This is a genomic window from uncultured Thiohalocapsa sp. (genome assembly GCF_913062725.1).
GTDB lineage: Bacteria > Pseudomonadota > Gammaproteobacteria > Chromatiales > Chromatiaceae > Thiohalocapsa.
This window is the reverse complement of the sequence record NZ_CAJXWY010000034.1, coordinates 1-23,676: the sequence shown is the minus strand read 5'-3', so window position 1 is coordinate 23,676 and position 23,676 is coordinate 1. Positions and strand designations below refer to the sequence as shown.

Here is a 23,676-nt window from a genome sequence, read left to right as displayed (position 1 = left end):
CGCACTGGCCGCGGCATGCGCCGGCGAGTGTCAGCGCATGGGCTCGCAAACGCCTCCGCGGCATTTCACGAGCAGGTTGTTGCGACCGACACACTCCACCTCGTGCACCTCGAAGCCGTCGGTCTCCTGTAGCAGCACCGCACCGCGTCCACCGAGCGCGCAGCCCCGCAAGCGCGCGAAGTCTTCGGCGTAGTAGGCCCAGAGGCCTGTGCGTCCTTGTCGATTGAGCACCAGCATCTCGTTGGGTGCGCCGCTGTCGGCGGGGGCTGTGGGCGCAATGGGCGACGGTCCCGTCACAGCGCCGTCGACGCCGGTGACCGCGCGCTGCGCCATGGCGCCCCGCGCATCGCCGCCGCGCCAGTCGTCAATGGCCGGCGGCGTCGTCTGCCCCGTCTCCGGCGATGCGCGTCCCGTGCGCGCCCTGGCATCGGCGGCTTCAGGCGCTGACGTGGGCGCCGGGCGCGCAGCCACCGCGGCTTGCGCCGCCCCTGCACTCACGGTGGTCGCCGCATCACCGAGGTCACCGACCGCATCCGTATCGGTGGCGTCGGCTTCGGTGGTGGCCAGCACCGGGACCTGCGAGCGCAGCTTGTCCCGCGCGGCGATCCAGGACGAGGTGAGAGCACTCAGCGAGATCAGCAGCTGGCTCTCGTAGTCGGCGGTGTAGTCGATACGCCGTTCCTCGGGCGTCCCCGGATTGCTGAGCACGAAGGCACGCAGCGCCACGACGGTGCCGTCGCTGCGCTCGGCGATGTCTGTCACGACCTGAATGCGTGGCGGGGCGAGGACGCTGCCGAGGGCCTGCGCCTGCGGGGCGTCGGGCGGCAGCTGGCGCTCCAGCACCAAGCGATTGGCGTCGGCGGTGAGGATTGTCCAACCCTTGGTACGTGCCGCCGCCATGGCCACGGAGCGCGCTTCCTGCAGCCGGGCCCCGGGAAGACTCACCCGCGGCAGATCGGCCAGATCACCCGCGTCGACCTGCCCGTCACCCCGCCCGGAGCGCTCCAGGCCCGCGCAGCCGGCCAGGGCAAGCAACAACAACAACAAGGTCAGGGTGCGCATGACTGTCAAGACCGAATGCTCCGTCTGGATTGCACGGATGGGCGGATGCCGACGGCGATTGCCCATGGCGATGCATCAGCCCTATGCCACTTGCGGGATGTTAGCATAACGCCCGATCGTACAGGCGTTTACGCCACCGATGGGCGCGCGGCCCGGGGCTGGGTGGGGAGCTGGGCACCGGCTCAAGGTGCGGCAGGCGCCTCGATGAGCTCCACGGCATTGGCATCCGGATCGCGGCAGAACAATGCGCGCCGACCCGAGCGACTGACGGTGAAGGGAATGTCGGCGGCTCGTAGACGGGCGGCTATCGTGTCGAGGTCGTGGACGAGCAGCGCGACATGGCGATCGCGTCCGCCGTGGGCGGGGCGGTCGGTGACAGGATCGGGGTTGGGCAGCTCGAGCAGGTGGATTTGCTGCGGGCCAATGTCCAGCCAGGCGCCGGCGAAACCCAGGCTCGGGCGCTCGGCGGACACCGGCAAGTCCAACAGATCGCGGTAGAAGCCGAGGGCCCGCTCGGTGTCAGTCACCAGCAGGCTGACGTGGTGCAGAGCGTTGACCATTGCCATGGGTTTCGCGTCCTCGCGGTTTCGCGGCGACGAGCCCATCGCCTATACTGACAGATTACGCGTTCGATAGATCCCGCCTCGAGCCCCATGCCGGCGCTCGGTCGACACAGCCTCCGCCCCCAGCATGAATCCCCGACTGGACCGCCTGCAACCCTATCCGTTCGAGAAGCTCGCCGCGCTACTGGCGACGGCGACGCCACCATCCGGGCTCGCGCCCATCCGGCTGTCCATCGGCGAGCCCAGGCATCCGACACCAACCCTGATCACCGCGGCCCTGGCGGCCAACCTGAACGGCGTGGCCACGTATCCTGCCACACGCGGCATGCCAATGCTGCGGCAAGCCATCGCCGAGTGGCTGACCCGCCGGTTCCAGCTGCCGCCGGACGCCCTGGACGCGCAGCGCCATGTGCTGCCGGTGAACGGCACGCGCGAGGCGCTGTTCGCCTTTGCCCAGGCGGTGGTGGACGCGGAGGCAGATGCGCTGGTGCTGCTGCCGAACCCGTTCTACCAGATCTACGAAGGCGCGGCGCTGCTGGCGGGCGCGCAACCCCGGTTTCTCCCCTGCACCGCCGCCAGCGGCCATCAGCCGGACTTCGAGACCGTGGATGCGGCCAGCTGGGACCGCTGCCAGCTGCTCTACATCTGCTCGCCGGGGAACCCCAGCGGCGCCGTGCTGAGCCAAGCGACGCTGGTGCGGCTCATCGAGCTCGCCGAGCGCCACGACTTTATCATCGCCGCCGACGAGTGCTACAGCGAGCTCTACCCGCAGGAGACCGAGCCGCCGGTGGGACTGCTGCAGGCGGCGGCCGCCGCGGGCAATACGGGCTTTCAGCGCTGCGTCGTCTTCCATAGCCTGTCGAAGCGCTCCAACGCACCGGGGCTGCGCTCGGGCTTCGTCGCCGGCGACGCCGACATCATCCGGCGCTTCCTGGCCTATCGCACCTATCACGGCTGCGCCATGGCGCTGCCGCAGCAGCACGCCAGCGCCGCCGCCTGGCGGGACGAGCAGCATGTGGTGGACAATCGGCGCCTGTACCGCGAGAAGTTCGACGCCGTGCTGGCGGTGCTCCGGGGCGTGCTGGACGTCGACCGGCCGGCGGGCGGCTTTTACCTGTGGCCGCAGACGCCGCTGGACGATACCGAGTTCGCCCGGCGCCTGTATGCCGAGCAGCATGTCACCGTGCTGCCCGGGCGCTTTCTCTCGCGCCCCACGGACGACGGCGATCCCGGCCGGGGCCGCGTGCGCATGGCGCTGGTGGCCCCCCTCGCCGAATGCGTCGAGGCCGCCGAGCGCATCGCCCACTTCTGCCGCCAACTCTGAGATCAGCCCCCCAGGGCGGGGCCCGCGTCGGCGACGGCGGCGCGCCCCCGGCACCGCTCACACCGCAGCACCGAGGAACCCATCATGTCCGACAGCCAAGCCATCATCGACAAGGCCTTCGAGCGCCGCGCCGACATCACTCCCCGACATGTCGAGACACACGTGCGCGATGCCGTGCTCGAAACCATCGACCGCCTCGACCGCGGCGAGCTGCGGGTCGCCGAGAAGACCAGCGGCAGCTGGGTGGTGAACGACTGGGTGAAAAAGGCCGTGCTGCTGTCTTTCCGCATCGAGGACAACCAGTTCATCAAGGGCGGCTTCACCAACTACTACGACAAAGTCCCGTCCAAGTACGCGGACACCAACTCGCGGGAGTTCCGCGACGGCGGTGTGCGCGTGGTACCGCCGGCGACGGCCCGCCGTGGCGCGTACATCGCCCCCAGCTGCGTGCTCATGCCAAGCTATGTCAACATCGGCGCCTACGTGGACTCCGGCACCATGGTCGACACCTGGGCCACCGTCGGCTCCTGCGCGCAGATCGGCAAGAACGTGCACCTCTCCGGCGGTGTGGGCATCGGCGGCGTGCTGGAGCCGGTGCAGGCCGCACCCACCATCATCGAAGACGACTGTTTCATCGGCGCCCGCTCCGAGATCGTCGAGGGCGTGATCGTCGGCCAGGGTGCCGTCATCTCCATGGGTGTCTACATCGGCCAGAGCACCAAGATCTACAACCGCGAGACCGGCGAAGTCATCTACGGCCATGTGCCGCCGGGCGCGGTGGTGGTCCCCGGCAATCTGCCCGCCAAAGACGGCAGCCACAGCCTCTACTGCGCCGTCATCATCAAGCAGGTGGACGAAAAAACCCGCGGCAAAGTGGGGCTCAACGAGCTGCTGCGCGATATTTGATGGTCCCATGACACTCTATGGCATCGCCAACTGCGGCACGGTCAAGAAGGCACGCGCCTGGCTCGACGAGCGCGGCATCGACTACGTCTTCCACGACTACAAGCGCGCCGGCCTGGATGAAGCCACGCTGCGCAGCTGGGTGGCCGAGCTGGGCTGGGAGCACCTACTCAACAAGCGCGGTCAGATGTGGCGCAAACTGCCGCCGGCGGTGCGAGACCATCTGGATGAGGCAAGCGCCTTTCAGGTGATGCTGCAGACACCCACCATCATCCGTCGTCCCGTGCTCGACATCGGTGGCAGCCGCCACGTCGGCTTCACCGAGGACCAATACCAAGCGCTCTTCGCATCATGACCAAACAGCCCTCCGCCACCGTGCGGCTCGCCTGCGAGCTGATCAGCCGCCCGTCCGTCACCCCCGAGGACGCCGGCTGCCAGGCGTTGATGATGGCGCGCCTGGAGCGACTCGGGTTCCAGCTCGAGCCCATGCGCTTCGGTGAGGTGGACAACTTCTGGGCCAGACGCGGCGACGAGGCCCCGGTGTTTTGCTTCGCCGGCCATACCGACGTGGTACCGCCCGGTCCGCTGGAGCGCTGGGACACCAACCCCTTCGAGCCCACCATCCGCGACGGCATGCTCCATGGCCGCGGCGCCTGCGACATGAAAGGGGCGCTGGCGGCCATGATCACGGCCACCGAGGGCTTCCTCGCCGTCCATCCGGACCACGCGGGCTCCATCGCCTTCCTGATCACCAGCGATGAGGAAGGCCCGTCCATCGATGGCACGCGCAAGGTGGTGGAGGCGCTGGAGGCGAGGGGCGAAAAGATCGACTACGCCCTCGTCGGCGAGCCTTCCAGCAAGGCGCGCCTGGGCGATATCGTCAAGCACGGCCGCCGTGGCAGCCTCACCGGCAAGCTGTACATCCAGGGCAGGCAGGGCCACGTGGCCTACCCCCAGTTCGCGGACAACCCCATCCACCGCGCGGCTCCGGCGCTCGCGGCCCTGGCGGCCGAGCAGTGGGACCAGGGCAACGCGCATTTCCCGCCCACCAGCTTTCAAATCTCCAACGTCCATGCGGGCACCGGCGCCGACAATGTCATCCCCGATGCCCTCGCCGCCGTGTTCAACCTGCGCTTCTCCACCGAACAGACCCCGGAAGCCATCCAGGAGCGCGTCCACGCCATCCTCGACGCCCACGGCCTCGACTACCAGCTCGACTGGCGCCTCTCCGGCCTTCCGTTCCTGACCCCCGCCGGTGCCCTGCTCAACGCCGGCCTCGACGCCATCGCGGCGGTCACCGGTGTGATCGCGGAGCCCAGCACCAGCGGCGGCACCTCCGACGGGCGCTTCATCGCACCCACCGGCGCCGAGGTGCTGGAAGTCGGCCCGGTGAACGCCACCATCCACAAGGTCAACGAGTGCGTGGCGGTGAAGGAGCTGGATCAGCTCGCGGCGATCTACGCGGAAATGCTGCGGCGGCTGCTGACTTGAGGTGCCCGTCGCGGGCAGCCGCCCGCCCCCCCCTCAGCGCACGCGCTCGATCCGGTACTCCTCGATGCGGGCACCGCAGGCGCGCATCTGATCGGCGTCCAGCTCCCGACCGCGCAAAGCGGCGGGCAGCGTGAGTGAAAGATGCAGATAGCGCGCGCCACGCGCGCAGACGTCCGCGGCGAGATTCACCGGTAGCGAGCCGATGACCCGGTCGCCGGACGTGACGGTCTCGGGGTCCAGATGCGCCACCACCGCATCGACCACCAGGCCTTCCTCGGCCGCCCAGTCGTGGGCGCCGGGATGGCGCGATACGAAATACGTCGTCATCGATGCAACTTCTCCTGCAATCGCTGTAGGGCTCGATGGGGGATGAGCTTAAGCCCCCTGTGCCACCTGTCGGCGTCCGCAAGCTTGCCAAACCGGCGACCGGCGCATGCCCGGTCCATCCTGAACGCCGTGATCACAGGCTTCAGGAGGACAAGAGATGCGCATGGCCGCTTATTCGACAACCCTGGTGGTGCTGGCCAACTCGTGCAAGCACAACGGCCGCTGCGTCGCCGGCAAGGCAATCACGAACCGGCGCTTCGGTCGCTGGATTCGACCCACCAGCGCCCATCGCAGCGGCGCGCTCTATGCCGATGATCTGCCCGTGCTCGGCGGCCCGCTCGCGCCGCTGGATGTGGTCGAGGTACCGCTGTCACACCAGGCGCCGGCCGGCTTCCAGGCGGAAAATTATCGCATTGCGCCCGGGAAGCTCTGGGTCAAGCGCGGCCGGCTGAGCACGGCGGCGCTGAACCGCGCCGTGGACCCGGCGGGCGCACTCTGGCTCGACGGCTACTCCAGCGGCGGCGGCGACAACGACCGGGTGCCGGAACAGCGCCTGGGCGAGGCCGACGGCTCGCTGCGGCTGATCGGACCGCTGCCACTGCATCTGCAGGTGGTCGGTGGGCGCGTGCGAGCGCGTTTCGAACATGCCGGCCGGATCTACAACCTCAGCGTCACCGACCCCTGGGTCAAGGCCGCCTATACCGGGCGCCTGGATGGCTGGTACGGTTTTGGTGAAGCCTTCCTGTGCCTGAGCCTGGCCCCGGTCTTTAACGGCTTCGCCTACAAGCTGGCTGCGGCCATCATTCCTGTCAACGCGGGCTAAACGCCATGTCTTCGATGCTCTACACCATCGGCCATTCCGCTCACACGCTCGAGGCCTTCCTGGAATTGCTGCAACGGCATGCGATCGGCGCGATCGCCGATGTGCGCTCGCAGCCGGTCAGTCCTCGCCATCCGCAATTCAATCGCGAACCCCTGCAGGCGGCGCTGCGCAAGGCGGGCTTGCAGTACGTGTTCCTGGGGCGGGAGTGCGGCGCGCGCAGCGAGGACCCCGCCTGCTATGAGCAGGGCAAGGTTCAGTACGAGCGCCTGGCGTGCACCGAGCGATTCCGTTCCGGCGTGGAGCGGATCTGCGCCGGCGCGGAGCGTTACCGCCTGGCGCTGCTGTGCGCCGAGCGCGATCCACTCAGCTGCCATCGCACGATCCTCGTCGCCCGCGCGCTCGTCGCGCAAGGGCTGGAGGTCCAGCACATCCTGGCCGATGGCAACCTGGAAACGCAGGCGCAGGCAATCGAGCGCCTGCGCGCGCAGCTGGGTCTGCAGCAGCCGGACTTGTTCTGCGACGAGGCCGACTTGGAGGCGCTCGCCTACCGCCAGCAGGGCGCGCGCATCGCCTACACCCTACCGTCTGCCACCGACGGCCAGACAACGATTGCGGAGCCCCGCCGATGATGCTCTCTACCATCGGATTCACGCAGAAGGGCGCCGAGCGGTTCTTCTCGAGCCTGAGCGAGGCCGGCGTGCGGCGCGTGCTCGACATACGGCTGAATAATCGCTCGCAGCTCGCCGGTTTCGCCAAGCGCGACGATCTGCGCTACTTCCTGCGGGCCCTGTGTGGGATCGACTACCAGGAGATCCCGAGTCTCGCGCCGACACCGGCGATCCTCGACGCTTACAAGAAAAACGGCGGCGACTGGGCGGCCTATGAGCAGCAGTTCCTGGCGCTGCTCGCACAGCGACAGGTGGCGCAGACGCTTGATCCAGGGCTGTTCAAGGACGCTTGCCTGTTGTGCAGCGAGCACACGCCCGAGCGCTGCCACCGCCGGCTGGTCGCCGAGTACCTGGCGGCGCAGTGGGGCGGGATCACGATCCGGCATCTGACCTGAGCTACCGCTCGCCCAGTCTACGGATCATCCAGCGCTTGAGTCGGGCGCCACATTCGGTGGCCAAGAAAAATAGGATGCTGGCATAATGAGGATGCTCGCCTGGATCCGGCGGCATTTTGTGGTGGGTCGCAAGCTTGCGAACCTCAGTGATCGTCGGGCACCGGCATAGACTCTGGGCAGTGTTCGCTGGTGGGCAGGCTGGAGTAGCACCGGCACCGCCGACGGCACGGTCATGGCCAGCTTGAGGTAACAAAGAGGATAGTTCGATGACGACCAACGCCGTCGATGCCGCCGATGCCGCAGCCCCTCAGCGGCAGATTCTGTTGGTCGTCACCGGCCTGACACCGCAGGTGGTCACCGAGACCATCTACGCGCTCTGGAAGCATGATCCGACACTGGTCCCAACCGAAGTCCACCTGATCACCACAGCACTGGGCGCCGAGCACGCCCGGCTCAATCTGCTCTCGCCGCGGATCGACTGGATGGGCCGGCTGCAACGCGACTACCGGCTGCCGGCGATCGACTTCAGCCCCGCGCGTATCCATGTCATCCCCGGCGCCGACGGCGGTGGTCTGGACGATATCCGCAGCCCCGATGACAACGTTCGGGCGGCCGACTTCATTACCGGGCTGGTCCGACAGCTCACCGCCGATGAGCACAGCACGCTACACGTCTCGATCGCTGGCGGGCGCAAGAGCATGGGCTACTTCGTCGGTTATGCCCTGTCGTTGTTCGGGCGTGCGCAAGATCGCTTGTCGCATGTGCTGGTCTCGGCACCATTCGAGAGCCACCGCGAGTTCTACTACCCGACGCCCAACGAGTGTCCGATCCATGTCCGACAGGGAGACAAGGAGGTCACCTACGACTGTCGTCATGCCAAGGTCGACCTCGCCTGGATTCCCTTCGTGCGCCTGCGCTCGGCCCAGCATGAGCCGATGCTGACGGGGAACACGCCCTTCTCGGCCTGCGTCAGCACAGTCCAGGAAGCCCTTGCCGAACACGAGCTGGTCATGGATCTGCGCGGCAAGCGGATTCGTGCTGGCGGCCAGATCATCCGGCTGCCACAGACCGAGCTGGCCTTCCTGTCCTGGTTTGCCCGCCGCGCCAAGGCCGACCAGCCGCCCTTGCCCGGCATCACCTTCAAAGACATCGAGCAGCGCGCCGAGCCCTACCGTGACGCCTACGTCGCCGAGCTGCGCCGCATCGATCCGCTGCTCGATGAGGACGGTAAGACGCTGCGCGCCAACGGCCTGCGTCATGGCATGACGCCTGAGTACTTCAACGCCAAGAACGCCAAGCTCAACAAGACACTGACTCAACGCCTCGGCGCCCTGGCGGCACGCCCCTACCAAGTGCTGCAGGAGGACGCAGGAGCGGGGTACTCGCTGGCGTTACCGCCGACTGCGATCCACTACGCGGCGCTGCCAGCGGACGGTTCGCAAGCTTGCGAGCGCGGTGCGGCGTCGACGACCTGAGCGAGCATTGCGTTCTGCAATCGGTCGCCGCGCGGCTGCGCGACGCCCCTGTTACCCAACGCGATCGCCATTTGCCCAAGGAGTCATCGACCCATGTCCCAAGCCTCCCCGACCACCCTGGTCAGCTTTCTCGGCCGGGCGCGCCTCGATCCCAAGACCGGTTATCAGGTCGCGCATTATCGCTTCGCCGACGGCACGACCAAGGAAACCCCGTTCTTTGGCCTGGACTTGCTCGAAGTGGCCCAGCCCGATCGACTGGTCGTGCTGGGCACCTCCGGCAGCACGTGGGACGTGCTGATCGAGCAGTGCGCGGTCGACGGGGAGGAAGAGGAACTGCGTCTGCGGCTGATCGAGGCCGCCAGCGAGCAGCGGGTCGACGCATCTTTGCTCGCGGCCGTCGAGCCGCTGGTGGAGCGGGCGCTCGGCGTGCGCTGCCTGCTGCGCCTGATCGACTATGGGCGCGACGAGCAGGGGCAGGCGCGCATCCTCGAGACCATCGCCGAAGCCGTACCCCGGGGGCGGGTTGTCATCGACCTCACGCATGGCTTCCGCCACCTCGCGGCCATCGGCGCCTTGTCGGCCTTCTTCCTCGAGCGCGTGCGCGGCCTGCGGGTCGAGGGGCTCTATTACGGCGCCCTCGACATGCGCGAGCAGGGGGTGACCCCCGTGGTACGCCTCGATGGCCTGATGACCATCGAGCACTGGCTGGATGCCCTGAGCCGATTCGACCAGAACGGCGATTATGGCCTGTTCGCGCCCTTGCTGGAACGCGACGGCGTCCCCGCCGACAAAGTGCGCTGTCTGGTGGAGGCCGCCTTCTTCGAGCGGACGCTGAACCTCGCCGACGCCCGGCGCCGTATCCTGACCTTTCTGCCCGTGCTCGACACCCCGCTGAACGGCGTCTCGGCGCTGTTCCGCCCGGCGCTGGCCGAGCAGCTGGATTGGGTCCGCGCAGCGGGCTTGATGGCCTATCAGCACCGCCTGGCCCGGTTCTATCTGCGCCAGGGCGACTATGTGCGCGCCGCCATCCTCGGTTTCGAGGCGGTGATCACGCGCGAGTGCGACCGCCGCAAATTTGGTCAGCACGACCATCAGCAAGACCGTAAGCCCGCCGAGGACGCCTTCGAAGCAGAAATCCGCGCGGGCGAGCATCCGCGCGCCGTCGCCGAGGGCTATTGGATGCTGAAAAACCTGCGCAATGCCCTCGCCCATGGCAATCCGGCGTCATTGATTCATGTGCGACAAATCGTCGTCAATCCGCAGCGCCTGCCCGGAGCGCTGAACGATGCACTGCAGCGCGTCCTGGGCTGAGAGCACTTTCCAGCCCGCTTGGGCGAACCCTGTGCAAGGAGTCTTCCCCGTGCCCGACCACCTTGAAGCCACCTACCAGATCGTCACGCCGATGTTCATCGGCGGTGCGGACCAAACACCCGACGACGGCATCCGTCCACCCACGCTGAAAGGCGCGCTGCGGTTCTGGTGGCGGGCGTTGCATTGGGGGGAGTGTTTACGCGAGGCGCAGACCGAGGCCGCCGCATTGCAGGGCTTGCATCAGCGCGAGGCGCGGCTGTTCGGTCTCGCCGCCGACGGCGCGGGCAGCGGGCAAGGATGCTTTCTGCTCCAGATCAAAACCGAGACACACCAGTGCGTCAAAGCGAACCTGCCGACGGCGATCGCAGGGCATCAATACCTGTTGGGCCAGGGCTTGTATCACTTCAAGGAGCAGTATCTCCGCGAAGCCATGGGTACTGGCGAAATGCGGGTGACGCTGCGTTTCCGTCCCGGCACGGCGACGGACGATCGCACTTCGATCGCCAAGGCGATGCTGGCCCTCGGATTGTTGGGCGGCCTGGGCAGCCGCGCCCGCAAGGGATTTGGCGCGCTCGCGATTCAATCACTCGAAGGTTGTCCCCTCACAGTACCCACAAACGCCGACCAAACACGTGCCTGCTTCGAGACGCTGATCACCGAGCGACTCGACGCCTTGCCCCCCTTGACCGCTTTCAGTGCCCAAACACGTATCGACCTGATTACAGCCCACACGTCCGATCCCTGGACGTTGCTCGGCGAGCTCGGCGCCGAGATGCAGCGCTATCGCAGTTGGGGCCAGAACGGCCAGGTTGCGGGCGCGCCGGCAGAGCGCAACTTCCCTGACGACCACGACCTGGCCCAGCGGGCCGCGGCTGGTGAAACCGTCGCAACGCACCCTCGGCGCGCCCTCTTCGGCTTGCCCCACAACTACTATTTCAGCTCGACCAAAGACAAGCTGGAAATCAACGCCGTGGCGCCGAAGCGCGAGGGTGGCTGGAGCGACCTTGGTACCTATCGGCGCGCGTCGCCGTTATTCCTGCATCCGCATCAGTTTCCGGATGGCTCGATGGCAGCGGTCATCGCGCTGTTGCCCGCGCAGTTCCTACCCGACGACTGGCGGATCGGCTTGAAAGACAAACGCGCTCCGATGCGCCGGGTCGATGTCAAGCCCGACTGGCGCGTCATCCATCGCTTCATGGACCGTTTCGCCGGGCGCAACACGCTGCTGGAGGCGCGCTCATGAGTGAGCAAACCTTCCACTTCACCCTCGGCCCGGTGCAGGGCTTCGTCGCCCAGGCGCGGCGCACGCGCGATTTCTGGGCCGGCTCCTTCCTGCTCTCCTGGCTGGCCGGTGCCGCGATGCAGGCGGTCAAGCAGCAAGGTGGCACCATCGCGTTCCCGAAGCCCGACGACGAAGCCATCGCCTGGCTGACGGGCGCCGGCCGGGGCAAGCCACCCCGCCAGGGCAGCATTCCCAACCGCTTCAAGGCGATCCAATGCAGGGTGCCGGACACCTTCGAGCCCGGGCGCGTCACCGAGACCGTGCACCAGGCTTGGCAGGCACTGGCCGAGGCGGTCTGGCGGCACGACCTGAGCCACTTGCCCGCGAACAGCACCACCCGCGCGATCTGGGACCGGCAGATCAACGGCTTCTGGGAGATCAGCTGGGTGCTGGGCGAGGCCAGCAACCTGCTCGACCGACGCAAGAACTGGCGCAGCCATCGACCGCCCGAAGAAGGTGGCGTGAAGTGTTCGGTCATGGCCGGCTGGCAGGAGCTCTCGGGCGCCGTGCGGCCTGGTGACGACACGCTGGAGGCATTTTGGGGGCCGCTGCGGCGGCGGTCGCCGCGCGACTTCGACGAGGCGGAGCGCCTCTGCGCCATCGCCTTCGTCAAGCGGCGCTTCGTCGCCGTATTCGCCGACGTGCGGGCGCCGATGCCGAGGCCGCAGTCGGATGACTGGACCCTGCACGGCTGGCGGCTCGATGGCCAGATGCCCTCGACCCTTGATCTGGCCGCCGCGCACTGGGTGGCGCGGCTGGCCGGGGCCGACGGCGCGGCACTGCAACGGCTGCACACGGCGACCAATGCCCTGCTCGATGAGCCCTCCGACCGGGGACTCGCTCTGCCGCGCTGCGTCCGTGAGACCGACAACCCACAGCTGGCCGGGCTGCATACGAGCGCCCTGTTCCCCCACGTGCTGGACAACCCCAAGCTTTGCCCGGATCGCAGGCGGGTGCAGGCGGTACGGCGCGCGCTGAAAGACCTCGCGTGCCAGCGTGCGCCAGCACCCTTCTACGCCATCCTGCTCATGGACGGCGACAGCCTGGGGCAATTGCTACAGGAGGGCAATGCGAAGACGCCGGAGATGATTTCCGCAGCGCTCAACCGCTTCACCGGCGAGGTGCCGAACTTGGTCGACGCGCACAGTGGATTTCTGATCTACGCCGGCGGCGACGATGTGCTCGCGCTCCTGCCGCTGGAGAGCGCCCTCGGCTGCGCCGCCGCCATTCGCACGGCCTATCTGGATGCCTTCAACTGGGCTTTCGCGACCAACGAGCCTCCCTCGACCCTCTCGGGAGCCGTCACTTTTGCCCATGTCAAGATCCCGCTGACCCGCCTGCTGCACGACAGCCATCACCTGCTCGACGACATCGCCAAAGATGCAACCGGGCGCGATGCCCTGGCGGTGCGGGTGGTGAAGCAGAGCGGCGAGACGCTGCAATGGGCGCGGCCCTGGGCCTGCGCCTGGAGCGAGCGGGCACCGCAGCAGCGACTGGCGATCGAGCAGATTGCCGAGGAGTTCGCGGCCCAAACCACCGATGCCCTGGGGAGCGAGGCCGGCGCGTTCAGCAATCAGTTCTTCTATCGCGTGCGCGAGCGCTTTCAGTTCCTCAATCCGCCGAAGCAGTCGCCGCACGACACGGCGGTCTTCAGTCAGAAAGAGGCGACCGCGCTGCTGGCGGTGGATTACCTCGCCTCGGGGGCCAATCGCACGCGCAAGCTGACCTTACCCCAAGCCCAGCACCTGATCCGCCCGCTGCTGGAACAGTGCTATCCGGTGCGCCGCGTGCCGGCCGATCAGGCGCCGCCAACCGGTAGCACGCCCCTGTCCTGTGGCGACCCCCAAGCCGGCGTCACCTATCACCAGCAGCCGTGCCTGGAAGCCGACGGTGCGCTGCTGGTGCGTTTCCTCGCGCAGAAAGGAGCCGACGACGCATGAACGAAACCCTGCAATGGCGCTTCGATCCGCTCGATACCTGGTTCTTCCGCGAGGCGCGCGGCTTCGAGACCAGCGGCCACAACGAGCTGAGCAGCCTGTTTCCGCCGCCGGCGCGCACCGTCGCCGGCGCCCTGCGCACCCTGATCGGCGAGCAGCGGGGCGTGGACTGGACACGCTTCCCCACGGCGGAGGAGTACGCCGAGCTGCGCAGCCTGATCGGCGCGGGCGATCAACTTGGTCAACTGTGGCTGCGCGGTCCCTACCCGCTGCTGGACGGCGAGCGCCTCTATCCCATGCCACTGCATGTGCTCAGCAAAGACGGCGCCTACCGCTTTCTGCGACCGGGCGCCGAAGACAAGCCGGTGCAGTGCGACCTGGGCCGGGTACGCCTGCCGGAGATCGCCGACGGCGACGCCGGACCACTGCCCGGCGCCAAGCCGCTGGAAGGGCACTGGCTCAAGTGCGATCAGCTGCGACGGGTGCTCGCCGGCGAGCCACCCACGCAAGTCATCCAGGCCAGTGCGCTCTACGACGAGGAGCCACGGCTCGGCATCGCCCGCGACAACCGGCGCCGCACCGCTCACGACGGACTGCTGTACCAGACCCGTCACTTGCGCCCGCGCGCTGGCCTGGCCATCGGTGCCGAGACGCGCGGCCTGCCCGCCGAGCTGGTCCCCGCGTCCGGCACCATCCGCTTCGGCGGCGAGGGCCGCCCGAGCGCCGTCAGCCTGATGCCCGTCGCCCCCAAGGGCTCCGCGCTGCCATTACCGCCCGCGCCACCGGACCGGCACCTGCTGCTGATGCTCGTGACCCACGCCGACTTCGGCGACCGCACCGACGGCGAGGGGTGGCTGCCCCCCGGCTTCGTGCCCAGCGAGCGGGACGGCATTCGGGTCTGGCAGGGCGCCATCGAGGGCATCCGCCTGACCCTGGAATGCGCCGTCATCGGCAAGGCCGTGCGCGAGGGCGGCTGGGATCTCGCGCAGCGGCGCCCGCGGCCGGTGCGCAGCCTCATCCCCGCGGGCAGCCTCTATTTCTGCACCCTGGACGACGCCACCGATGCCGGCGCCGCCATCGACACCCTGCACGGCCGCCAGATCGGCCGCGACACCGCCCTCGGCCGCGGCGAGCTGGCGGTGGGACTTTGGCCGCACGCAATGAAGGAAGACCGATGAGCAAAACAGCCCTGCTCGGCCTGCTGGCCGAGACCTCAATCCATGCCGGCACCGGACAGAGTGGCGGCGTCATCGACCTGCCCATCCAGCGCGAGGCGCACACCGCCTGGCCGGTGATCTATGGCTCGGCGGTCAAGGGGGCGCTGCGCGCCGGTGCCGAAGAGGCCGGCGTGCCCTGGCTGACCCAAGTCTTCGGTCCCGAGACCGCCAACGCCTCCGAGCACGCCGGCGCCCTGTTGGTGGGCGATGCGCGCCTGCTGCTGTTGCCGGTGCGCTCGCTCACCAGCCACTTCAAGTGGGTCACCTGCCCGGCGCTGCTCAAGCGCTTCGCCGCCGACTGCGCCCGGCTGAGTCTGGAGGACCTGGCGCCGACGGCGATTCCCACGATCGAGGAGCGGGACCGGGCACTGCTGCCCGAGCAGACCAGAGAAGCGCTGTATCTGGAGGAGTTCCGGCTGCGCAGCGAGGCCGCCGATTTCACCGCCATTATCCCGGTGCTGGCGCAACTGATGGGCCGCCCGGATGCCGAAGATGCGCTGCGCAGGCAGCTCGTATTGGTGGCCGACGACCGCTTCAGCCATCTGGCCCAGTTCGCCACCCCGGTCAATGCCCATGTCCGCATCGACAATCGCACCAAAACAGTGGAGCCCGGCGCGCTTTGGTACGAGGAAACCCTGCCGCCCGAGACCCTGCTGACGGTGACATTACATGCCCAGGCGGTGCGACAGCAGGAGCAGACCAAAACCGCTGCCGAGGTGCTCGCCCATGTCACCGATGAGCTGTTCGGTCAGCGTCCCTACCTGCAGCTCGGCGGTAACGAGACCGTCGGCATGGGCTGGTGCAAGGTCAGTGTGCAGCGCGTAGGAGAGTCAGCATGAGCAAGCACCCCAAGAGTCCCAGCGCGAAGTCATCCGCCTCGGTGCCGACCACCGCTGCGGCGACCAGTGTGCGGCGTAGACCGGCTGCGTCCGCTGACGCCCCCGCAGCACCTGCCGCATCCAGCCCTCGCCAAGCCACGCCGCCATCCCCGGCCGGCTTGCCGACCGACGCGCCAGAGGGCGAGTCTCTTGAGGCAACGCCCGAGCAGCAGCGCGCCCGCTTTGCCCTGGAGCGCATCCAGGCGCTCGCCGTGGAGTGGCGCGAAGAGACCAAAGCACAAAAGGAATTCAACAGCTATGCCAGCGCCATGCCGTTCATGATCCGCGCCAATGGGCTGGGACAGACCGCCGCCTTCTATCGGCGTAAGGGCACCAAGCACGTCTACTACCGGCTCTATGCGCTGCTCGGCGACTGGCTGTCCCAGCCGGGGCGTCCCTTCGCCGATCATCCGGATGATCTGCTCGAGGCCATCACCCACAGCAATCAGGACATCTACCTGGCCGCCCAGATCGAGGCCCTGCTGTTCCTCCACTGGGTGAAGACCCTGGCCAGCGCCTTCCTGGCGCGCGAAGAGGCGCCGCCACCAGCCGACACCACGGAGGTGGCAGGATGACGTTACCGCTCTATCTCGATCATCAGGCACCCCGCACGCTGCCCGAGCACGGCCATCGCGGCCTCTGGTACGAGCGGTTCTTCGATCGCTACGCGCCGGCGCAGGACTGGACCGTGCCGGACGAAGGCAAGCTCCAATGGATTCAACAGACGGCCGCGAGGCCTGCGGGTGATGCCAACGCCCTCGATCAGGCCGCGCAACGTCAGCTCGCGCTGGTCACGGCCCTGGGTGGCCGCGGCGCCGTGTTCAAGGCCGACTGGCACCTCGCCACCGGGCTCGGGCTACCGCATCCGGTCGAGAACGGCTTCGCCTGGCACCCCACGCTGGGTGTGCCCTACCTGGCCGGCAGCGCGGTCAAGGGGCTGGTGCGCGCCTGGGTCGAGATCTGGGACGAGACGCTGGACGCGCATCAGCGCAAGCGCCGGCTGGACACCTGGTTCGGCTTCGCCGATCAACCGGTCGACGCGCACGACGGGTCGCCGCCCCGCAACGCGAGCCAGGCCGGCGCCTTCCACTTCTTCGATGCCCTGCCGATCAAGCCGGTCGGCCTGCGCGCCGATGTGATGACCCCACACCAGGGCAAATGGTACGAGCAAGGCGACGCGATCGAGGACTGGCGGCGCGAGCCGGAGAAAGTGCCCGCCGACTGGCATGCCCCGGTGCCGGTGCCCTTCCTGGTCGCCAACAAGCCGCAACTGCTGTTCGCCATCGCCCCGCGCCAGGCCGCAGCCGCTGATGAGCTCGCGGCGGTCTTCAACGCGCTGAAGGATGCCCTGGCATGGCTCGGCGCCGGCGCCAAGACCGCGGTTGGTTACGGGCTGATGCAGGCGTCTGCCGAGCAGACTGAAGCCCTTCACATAGAACTGGTGAAAGCGCAGCAACAGGCCGCGCTGGAAAGGCTTTCGCCACAACAACAAGTCCTGCTGACCGTGCGCACCGAGTTCGAGAACACCTATCAGCGCAAGGGCGTCAAGCCCGATGCCGGCGGCGCCTTCATGGCCAAGGTCCGCGATCTACTCGATCAGGGCCTGGATTGGCCCGCACAAGAGCGGGCTGAGCTCGCGACACTAATCGAGGCCATCTTTGCCCATGCGGGCTGGGGCAGCGGCGCCAGGAAGCGCGATCGCAAAGCACGGCTCGCCAAGCTGCGCGCCTGAGCCGCCGTCTCTCAAGCCGCCTCACGCTTGCCCAGCTGCTCCGCGAGCGTCGCCATGGCTTGCAATTACCCGATGCGCCAATCCCGCGGATTCGCGCGCATCCGGGCGAGCGTCTTATCCGTTTTGGTCATGCCGGCATGATACTGCGAGCGATACTGGCTTGCAGATCGAAGGGTCGCCGCAGCGGCGCCTGGCGTGCTCGCAAGCTTGCGAAAGCAGACGGCGGCGCGCGTTGTGGAGACCATGGCAGCACGCTTCACCGCCGGCCACGGCCATAACCGCCAGGGAGTCGACTACACATGTTCCAACGCCTCTATGAGCTCAGCCAATGCCTGCCGGCGCGTGCCGCCTGGGAGCGGCTCAATGAAGGGCTGCCCGCACATTACGATCGGGGGCTGGCTTTGTGCTTCGATGCCGATGGCGGCTGGTGCGGCGTGCGCACTTACCAGGGCAACCAGGGCGTGCTCTACCGCTCGGGGCCGCCCAATGGCACCGATTTCACCCCGTGCTGCAAGTTCTCGGGTCCGGATTCGGCCAAGACCCTGGCGCGCCTGTCGCGGGCCGTCGCCCAGCTCGCCGCGGCCGCAGAACTCGACGTGTCGGAGCGTGACTGGCTCACCGCGACCCTCACCACCTTCGAGCGCGAGCGTGAGGCAATCCTGGAGGCTGTGCGTCAGGCGCGCGCCGCCGCTGGCATCGACGACAAGACGCACTGCGGCTATGTCTACTGGGCCGACGCCCAGATGCAGCCGGTGTATGGCTGGACGGCGCTGCGCGAGCGCGTGGTGCGCCAGGTGCGCGAGGGCTTCGCCGACAAGGGCGGCGCACGTGACGGTGCCGTATGCGGAGTCTGCGGCGGCGATGACCGGCGCGTCTACGGCAATTTTTCGGTGCTCGCCTGCTACAACCTCAACAACCCCGGCAGCATCGCCGGCGGCTTCCGTGCCGATCAAGCGCACCGCAATTTCCCGGTGTGCGGGGACTGCGCGCTGACCCTTGCCGACACCTTCACCTTCGCCGAGAACCACCTCAGCAGCACCATGGCCGGGCAGACCTACCTGGTGCTGCCCTACAGCAACGCCCCCGAGGTGCGCGAGCAACTGCGATGGCGGCTGGGCCAACGGCCTCAGCGGTACGCCCTGGGCAAGGCGCGCGATTTGGTCGCCGACGAATGGGCGCTGGTGGACGAGTTCGCCCAGGCCGGCGATCAGCTCGCCCTGGCGCTGATCTTCTTCAGGCAGCAGAACGCCGCCTGGCGGGTCCAGGCCGAGGTCCAGCAGCTGCTGCCGAGTCGCCTGCAGACCCTGCATGCCGCGGCGCAGGCCATCGCACGGGCCGACGACCTCATCGCCGAGAACAGCAAGGGAGAAACGCAGCCGGTGCGCATCGGCGCCCGCACCTTCCAGACCTTCTCGGGTGCCGGCGACAAGCCCAGCGCCGAGACCCTGCGCGACTGGCTGACCGCCCTATTCGCCGGCAAGCCGATCGTCCGCCGGCATTTCCTGCATGCGCTGGTGGCCAAGCTGGTCGCCACCGGTCGCGCCAATCCGAGCCTGCTGCATTGGACCACGCGCCAAGCCTGGGGCTTGTATCGCTATTGTGTCCGTGTCCAGCTCATCGTTATCAACCCCACGGAGGAGCCCCCGCCGATGTCCGATGTCATCCCGGAGAGTCCGTATGGACGTTATGTGCGTGCGCACGCCGAGTTCTTCCGCCGCCCCGAGCTGGTGGTGGCGTTCCTGACCGGCTGCTATGCCGCGACCGTCGCCTCGGTGCAGCGCCGGGAGCGCGATGCCGCCCCCTTTACCAAGAAGTTCATCGGCCGCCTGCTCAACCGCCAGCACCTGCGGCGACTCTACCGCGAAGGCCATGCCAAGTTGGCCCAATACGACAAGCTCGGCTACGTGATCACCGGGCTCGATCCGGACCTGGCCCAAGCCTGGGTCGCCTGTGCCGATACCTGGGCGGTCAGCGACGAGGAGGCCACCTTCGCGTTTACCCTCGGCTACAGCCTGGCCTACCGCATCGGCGAGCTGGAGCGGCTTGCGAGCGCCAGCGATGACGCCGCAGCCGCCGACGCGCCGGCGGCAACGCCCAATGCTGAACCCCAACCAGCGCCCTGAACCGCCCCCCGCCCTGCCCGTCCACCCCCGTCAAGGAGACCGACTGCATGACAGCCCTTACCCACCGCTACGAGATCCTGTTCCTCTACGAGGCCAAGGACTGCAACCCCAACGGCGATCCGCTCGACGAGAACCGCCCGCGCACCGACCCCGAGACCGGCGAAGCGACCATCAGCGACGTGCGCATCAAGCGCACCGTGCGTGACTACTTCCTGAGCCAGGAGCCCGATGTCGAGGCGCGCCTCGGCGCCGGCCGCGAGGTGCTGATCCGCGATACCCTCAAGGGCGACGGTCATCTGGCCGAAGGCAAAGACCGCGCCGAACAATTCCTCGCGGCCACCGCCAAGGACAAGAAGGGCGAGGCCAAGCGGCAGGCGCTGCAGGACGCGGTGCTCGCAGGCTGCGTCGATGCGCGCCTGTTCGGCGCCACACTGCCGCTCGGCAAGAACGCACCGTCGCTGCAACTGACCGGTCCGGTGCAATTCGCCGCCTTCAATCGCTCGCTGCACCGCGTCAGCCCCACCCTGGTCCAGCAGACCGCCGCCTACGCCGGCAGCGCCGCGGCCAATCAAAAATCCTTCGCCGAGCGCTGGCTGTTGCCCTACGCACTGATTGCCGCCTATGGCGTGGTCAACGAGACCGCGGCGCGCACCACCGGGCTCAGCGACACCGACCTGCAACTGCTGCTCGCCGGACTGTGGCACGGCACCGCTGCGCTCAACAGCCATTCCAAGATCGGCCATGATCCATTGCTGTTGGTGGTGGCCCAGTACCAGCCCGGTCATCGCCTCGGCGCGCTGCCGCGGCGGATCGGCCTCAGCGACCAGCGCACGGAGGACACCGCGCTGCGCTCCACCCGCGACTTCCGGCTCGACGTCGGCGAACTGCTCGATGCCTGGTGCGGGTTTCCCGCCCTCACCGAGCTGCGGGTCATGCACGATCCGCGTCTGCGCTGCCAGGCGCATGGCGCAGCGGGGCCGTTCGCAGAGTTGGCCGGGCAGGCCGGGCTGCCGGTCAAGGATCTCGTGCTGGAGCACTGAGCATGCGCACCCTCACCCTCGAGATCGCCGGCGACTACGGGCTATTTAAAAAGCCCTATTCGCCGATGAGCCCGGTGAGCTATCCACTGCCGCCGCCGCCGTCGGTGCTGGGCATGCTCGGCGCCATCCTGGGGCTGGACAAGGGCGCCTATCACCAGGCGCTTGGCTGGGAGCAGGTGCGCATTGGCATCGGGCTGCGCGCGCCGGTGCGGGTGTTCCGCGCCGCCCTCAACCTGCTGCAGACCAAAGACGGGACCGATGCCTACTTCCGCCCGCGTGCGGGCCAGAGCACGCACACCCAGGTGCCCTGCGAGCTGCTGCGCGAGCCGCATTTTCGCCTCCACGTGGCCGGCCTGCCCACAGCGCTGGCCGATGCGCTGGCCGTGCAACTGCGCGCCGGGCGCAGCGCCTACACGGTCACCCTCGGACTGGCGAACTGCCTAGCGGATGTGCACTGGATCGGCGAAGCCGAGGCCGAGCCCATCGCCGCGGACGCCTGGGCGGCGAGCACGGCGGTGCCGCTCACCGACGGCGTACAGATCCATTACGAGGACGCACGCCGCTACCAGCGGCTGCGGCTCCCGACCCGCATGGACGCTACGCGCACCGTACACCGCTACCAGGAGATCGTGCTGGCCGAGGACGGACAACCCCTGCACGGCCAAGGCGGCACCGGAGTCTTATATGCCCTCGACGACGCCATCATCGCCTTTCTCTGAGACCTTTGCGCATCCGGGCGATCCCCTGCCGGTGCATCTGGAGCGGGTCGCACAGCGCGCCGCCGCGAGCATCGCCGGCACGGCACACCCCGCGATCCGTATCATCGCCTTCGGCGCCGGGCTGTTCCACGACCTCGGCAAGGCCACGCCCTGGTTCCAGGCCTATCTGCTGCACGCCGGCCGGCGCTCGGCCCTGACCCATCATGCCGAGCTCGGTGCGCTACTGGCCTGGTGGTACAGCGCCGGACTGGACTGGCCCCTGTGGCAGCGCCTGGCGGTGTTCATCGCGGTGCGCCGCCACCACGGACCACTGACATTCCAGGAGTGGCCGGCGCTGCTGGAGCAGACCCGCGCCGCATGGCGCGAGCCCGAGCACCCGCTGCGGCGGCAAGTCGCGGCGCTGGACCTTGGCGGCATCCACGCCTGGCTCAGCGCGGTGGCGGCCCGCAATCCACAGATGGGCTTGGCCGAGACGCCCGAGCCACTCACCCCGGCACACATCGAGCAACGCCTGCGTGAGCGCCAGGCGAGCGGCTCGAGACTGCGCCGCGCCTTCGGCGGGCTCGATGAGGCATTGGCGATGCTGGCGGGGTTCGGTGCCCTGCTGGCGACCGACAAGACCGATGCCGCCCTCCAGGGCGGGCAGATCACCCGTCAACAGCTGCCGGCCCATGCCGTCGCCCACTACAAAGCCAATCATCTGGCCCCAGGACCGCGGGCCACCGCCCTGCATCGGCGCCGCGAGCAGATCGCCGTCACCGTCACCGACACCTGGCAGGCCAATCTGAATCAGCGGCTGCTGACGCTGACCGCACCCACCGGCGCCGGCAAGACCCTGACCGTGCTGCACGCGGCGCTGCAAGCCCGCGCCGCCCTCGCAACCCTGACCGGCACGCCGCCGCGTCTCATCTATTGTCTGCCCTTCACCTCGGTCATCGATCAGAACCATGCCGTCTTCCGCGCCGTGCTGCGCGCCAATGCGCTGGCCGATCAGGAGGATCGCCTGCTCAAGCATCACCACCTCACCGACAGCCTGTTCCGCACCGAGCAGGCCGAGCACCAGGCCGACGGCGCCGGCCAGTTGCTCACCGAAACCTGGCAGAGCGAACTGGTGGTGACCACCTTTCATCAGTTGCTGCATTCCCTGCTCAGCGCGCGCAATGCCAACCTGAAACGCGCCGGACAGCTCACCGGTGCCATCGTGCTGCTCGACGAAGTGCAGGCGCTGCCATTGCGCTACTGGGAAGCCCTGCGCCAACTGCTCATGGCAGCCGCGCGTACCTTTGCCACCCGCTTCGTGCTGCTCACCGCCACCCGACCGCTGATTTTCCAGCCCGGCGACGCCATCGAGCTGTTGCCGGATCATGCGGCACACTTCCACGCCCTGACCCGCACCCGGCTGCAGGCGCACCATCGCGAGCCACTTACGCTGCGCTGTTTCGGCGAGCGGCTGATCACCGAAATGCGCCAGCACCACCAGCCAACACTCATCATCCTCAACCGGCGCCGGGCCGTGCGCCAACTCTTCGAGGCGCTGCGGGCAGCCCTGCCCGCACGCCCGCTGATCGCCTTATCAAGCGATCTGACGCCGCTCGACCGGCGCGCGCGCATCCGTCTCATCCGGCGCCTGCTGCGCCAGGGCCGGCCGGTGATTGCCGTGAGCACCCAACTGGTCGAGGCCGGGGTGGATTTCAGCTTCCCCGTCGTGCACCGCGACCTGGCACCGCTGGACGCCATCATCCAGGCCGCCGGCCGCTGCAATCGCCATGGCGAGAACGGCTCCGCGCCTGGTGTGGTGCATCTGTGGCAGATCCAGGACAGTCAGCCCGACGGTCAGCCCGGCGAAGCACTCTGGCGGCGTGTCTATGACCCGGCCTTGATCGAGGTGACCCAAGAGACGCTCAGCGATGCCGAATGCTGGGACGAACGTGCGTTCCTGGCGCTGACCGAACGCTATTTCTGCGGCTGCCGGGCACGCCAGGATCAGCAGCGGGTAGACCTGCAGCTCACCCAGGGCGACCTGGGCGGCGTGGAGCACGCATTCCGGTTGATCGAGGAGCCGCCCAAGGTGGCCCTGTTCATCGTCCGTACCCCCGCCGATCAACGCCTTTGGGAGCGCTACCAACGGCTTCGCGACGACCCGCAGCTATCCCCGGCAGAGCAGGAGCGCGCCTTTCGCGCCTTCAAACGAGCGTTCTACGAGCGGGTGATCCAGGTCCAGCCCCACGCTGCGGCAGGGCTCGAGCGTGACCAAGTCCACCACCTCAAGGCCGGCGCCGAGACCTATGATCGGGCCGCCGGCTTCCGCGCGATGCCAGGAGACACGCCGACATGCATCCTCTAGCCCAGATCCCCTACGCCCAAGTCGAGCTGCGCTGGGATCGCCCCGTGCCGGGCAAGGCGGCG

Annotated in this window: 22 protein-coding genes; 19 read left to right on the top strand and 3 right to left on the bottom strand. The window is 68.1% G+C overall.

The window, feature by feature from the left end:
* Positions 1–30: 30 nt before the first annotated feature.
* Positions 31–1,071 carry a hypothetical protein gene (locus QZ588_RS10810; protein WP_295542569.1) on the bottom strand — a complete coding sequence of 347 codons (1,041 nt, stop codon included), beginning with the start codon at positions 1,069–1,071 and terminating at the stop codon, positions 31–33.
* A 173-nt stretch (positions 1,072–1,244) separates the two neighbouring features.
* Positions 1,245–1,628: a VOC family protein gene (locus QZ588_RS10805; RefSeq protein ID WP_295542566.1), complete on the bottom strand. Its 384-nt coding sequence runs from the start codon at positions 1,626–1,628 to the stop codon at positions 1,245–1,247.
* A gap of 124 nt (positions 1,629–1,752) precedes the next feature.
* On the opposite strand from QZ588_RS10805, the gene dapC reads away from it, so the two are divergent.
* The 4 genes from dapC to dapE all read left to right on the top strand — a co-directional run bounded on the left by dapC (position 1,753) and on the right by dapE (position 5,343).
* Positions 1,753–2,949 (top strand): succinyldiaminopimelate transaminase, encoded by a 1,197-nt coding sequence (gene dapC, locus QZ588_RS10800; RefSeq protein WP_295542565.1) that lies wholly within the window; start codon positions 1,753–1,755, stop codon positions 2,947–2,949.
* An 84-nt stretch (positions 2,950–3,033) separates the two neighbouring features.
* Positions 3,034–3,855 carry a 2,3,4,5-tetrahydropyridine-2,6-dicarboxylate N-succinyltransferase gene (gene dapD / locus QZ588_RS10795; protein WP_295542563.1) on the top strand — a complete coding sequence of 274 codons (822 nt, stop codon included), beginning with the start codon at positions 3,034–3,036 and terminating at the stop codon, positions 3,853–3,855.
* Between the two features lie 7 nt (positions 3,856–3,862).
* Complete coding sequence (locus tag QZ588_RS10790) at positions 3,863–4,207, top strand: ArsC family reductase (RefSeq protein ID WP_295542562.1); 345 nt, start codon at positions 3,863–3,865, stop codon at positions 4,205–4,207.
* Positions 4,204–5,343: a succinyl-diaminopimelate desuccinylase gene (gene dapE, locus QZ588_RS10785; RefSeq protein ID WP_295542561.1), complete on the top strand. Its 1,140-nt coding sequence runs from the start codon at positions 4,204–4,206 to the stop codon at positions 5,341–5,343. Before QZ588_RS10790 ends, dapE begins: the two co-directional genes overlap by 4 nt.
* Before the next feature lie 33 nt (positions 5,344–5,376).
* Here the strand turns inward: dapE and csx16 are convergent, their stop codons facing one another.
* Positions 5,377–5,670 carry a CRISPR-associated protein Csx16 gene (csx16, locus tag QZ588_RS10780; RefSeq protein WP_295542560.1) on the bottom strand — a complete coding sequence of 98 codons (294 nt, stop codon included), beginning with the start codon at positions 5,668–5,670 and terminating at the stop codon, positions 5,377–5,379.
* A 163-nt stretch (positions 5,671–5,833) separates the two neighbouring features.
* On the opposite strand from csx16, the gene QZ588_RS10775 reads away from it, so the two are divergent.
* From QZ588_RS10775 to cas3, 15 genes are all read left to right on the top strand, one after another.
* Positions 5,834–6,493 (top strand): hypothetical protein, encoded by a 660-nt coding sequence (locus tag QZ588_RS10775; protein ID WP_295542558.1) that lies wholly within the window; start codon positions 5,834–5,836, stop codon positions 6,491–6,493.
* 14 nt (positions 6,494–6,507) lie between these two features.
* Entirely contained in the window at positions 6,508–7,122 is a 615-nt protein-coding gene (locus QZ588_RS10770) for a DUF488 family protein (RefSeq protein ID WP_295542556.1), read from the top strand.
* Positions 7,119–7,556 carry a DUF488 family protein gene (locus QZ588_RS10765; protein ID WP_295542554.1) on the top strand — a complete coding sequence of 146 codons (438 nt, stop codon included), beginning with the start codon at positions 7,119–7,121 and terminating at the stop codon, positions 7,554–7,556. The genes QZ588_RS10770 and QZ588_RS10765 overlap by 4 nt, the downstream gene beginning before the upstream one ends.
* A gap of 266 nt (positions 7,557–7,822) precedes the next feature.
* Complete coding sequence (gene csm6 / locus QZ588_RS10760; RefSeq protein WP_295542553.1) at positions 7,823–9,031, top strand: CRISPR-associated ring nuclease Csm6; 1,209 nt, start codon at positions 7,823–7,825, stop codon at positions 9,029–9,031.
* 93 nt (positions 9,032–9,124) lie between these two features.
* Positions 9,125–10,342, top strand: a complete 1,218-nt coding sequence (csx2, locus tag QZ588_RS10755) for a TIGR02221 family CRISPR-associated protein (RefSeq protein WP_295542552.1) — start codon at positions 9,125–9,127, stop codon at positions 10,340–10,342.
* Positions 10,343–10,391: 49 nt separating this feature from the next.
* Entirely contained in the window at positions 10,392–11,585 is a 1,194-nt protein-coding gene (cmr1, locus tag QZ588_RS10750) for a type III-B CRISPR module RAMP protein Cmr1 (protein ID WP_295542551.1), read from the top strand.
* On the top strand, positions 11,582–13,564 hold the full coding sequence (gene cas10, locus QZ588_RS10745) for a type III-B CRISPR-associated protein Cas10/Cmr2 (RefSeq protein WP_295542550.1): 1,983 nt from the start codon (positions 11,582–11,584) through the stop codon (positions 13,562–13,564). The genes cmr1 and cas10 overlap by 4 nt, the downstream gene beginning before the upstream one ends.
* Positions 13,561–14,739, top strand: a complete 1,179-nt coding sequence (locus QZ588_RS10740; RefSeq protein ID WP_295542549.1) for a type III-B CRISPR module-associated Cmr3 family protein — start codon at positions 13,561–13,563, stop codon at positions 14,737–14,739. The genes cas10 and QZ588_RS10740 overlap by 4 nt, the downstream gene beginning before the upstream one ends.
* Complete coding sequence (cmr4, locus tag QZ588_RS10735; RefSeq protein WP_295542547.1) at positions 14,736–15,617, top strand: type III-B CRISPR module RAMP protein Cmr4; 882 nt, start codon at positions 14,736–14,738, stop codon at positions 15,615–15,617. The genes QZ588_RS10740 and cmr4 overlap by 4 nt, the downstream gene beginning before the upstream one ends.
* Positions 15,618–15,775: 158 nt before the next feature.
* On the top strand, positions 15,776–16,231 hold the full coding sequence (gene cmr5 / locus QZ588_RS10730) for a type III-B CRISPR module-associated protein Cmr5 (RefSeq protein ID WP_295542545.1): 456 nt from the start codon (positions 15,776–15,778) through the stop codon (positions 16,229–16,231).
* Positions 16,228–17,388, top strand: coding sequence for a type III-B CRISPR module RAMP protein Cmr6 (gene cmr6, locus QZ588_RS10725; protein WP_295542543.1), 1,161 nt, complete (start codon positions 16,228–16,230; stop codon positions 17,386–17,388). Before cmr5 ends, cmr6 begins: the two co-directional genes overlap by 4 nt.
* A gap of 299 nt (positions 17,389–17,687) precedes the next feature.
* The gene (locus QZ588_RS10720; protein WP_295542541.1) at positions 17,688–19,511 is read left to right on the top strand and encodes a TM1802 family CRISPR-associated protein; all 1,824 of its coding nucleotides are present in this window, start codon (positions 17,688–17,690) and stop codon (positions 19,509–19,511) included.
* Between the two features lie 47 nt (positions 19,512–19,558).
* On the top strand, positions 19,559–20,551 hold the full coding sequence (gene cas7b / locus QZ588_RS10715; RefSeq protein WP_295542539.1) for a type I-B CRISPR-associated protein Cas7/Csh2: 993 nt from the start codon (positions 19,559–19,561) through the stop codon (positions 20,549–20,551).
* A gap of 2 nt (positions 20,552–20,553) precedes the next feature.
* Positions 20,554–21,270: a CRISPR-associated protein Cas5 gene (cas5, locus tag QZ588_RS10710; protein ID WP_295542537.1), complete on the top strand. Its 717-nt coding sequence runs from the start codon at positions 20,554–20,556 to the stop codon at positions 21,268–21,270.
* Complete coding sequence (cas3, locus tag QZ588_RS10705) at positions 21,236–23,614, top strand: CRISPR-associated helicase Cas3' (protein WP_295542535.1); 2,379 nt, start codon at positions 21,236–21,238, stop codon at positions 23,612–23,614. Before cas5 ends, cas3 begins: the two co-directional genes overlap by 35 nt.
* Positions 23,615–23,676 lie beyond the last annotated feature (62 nt).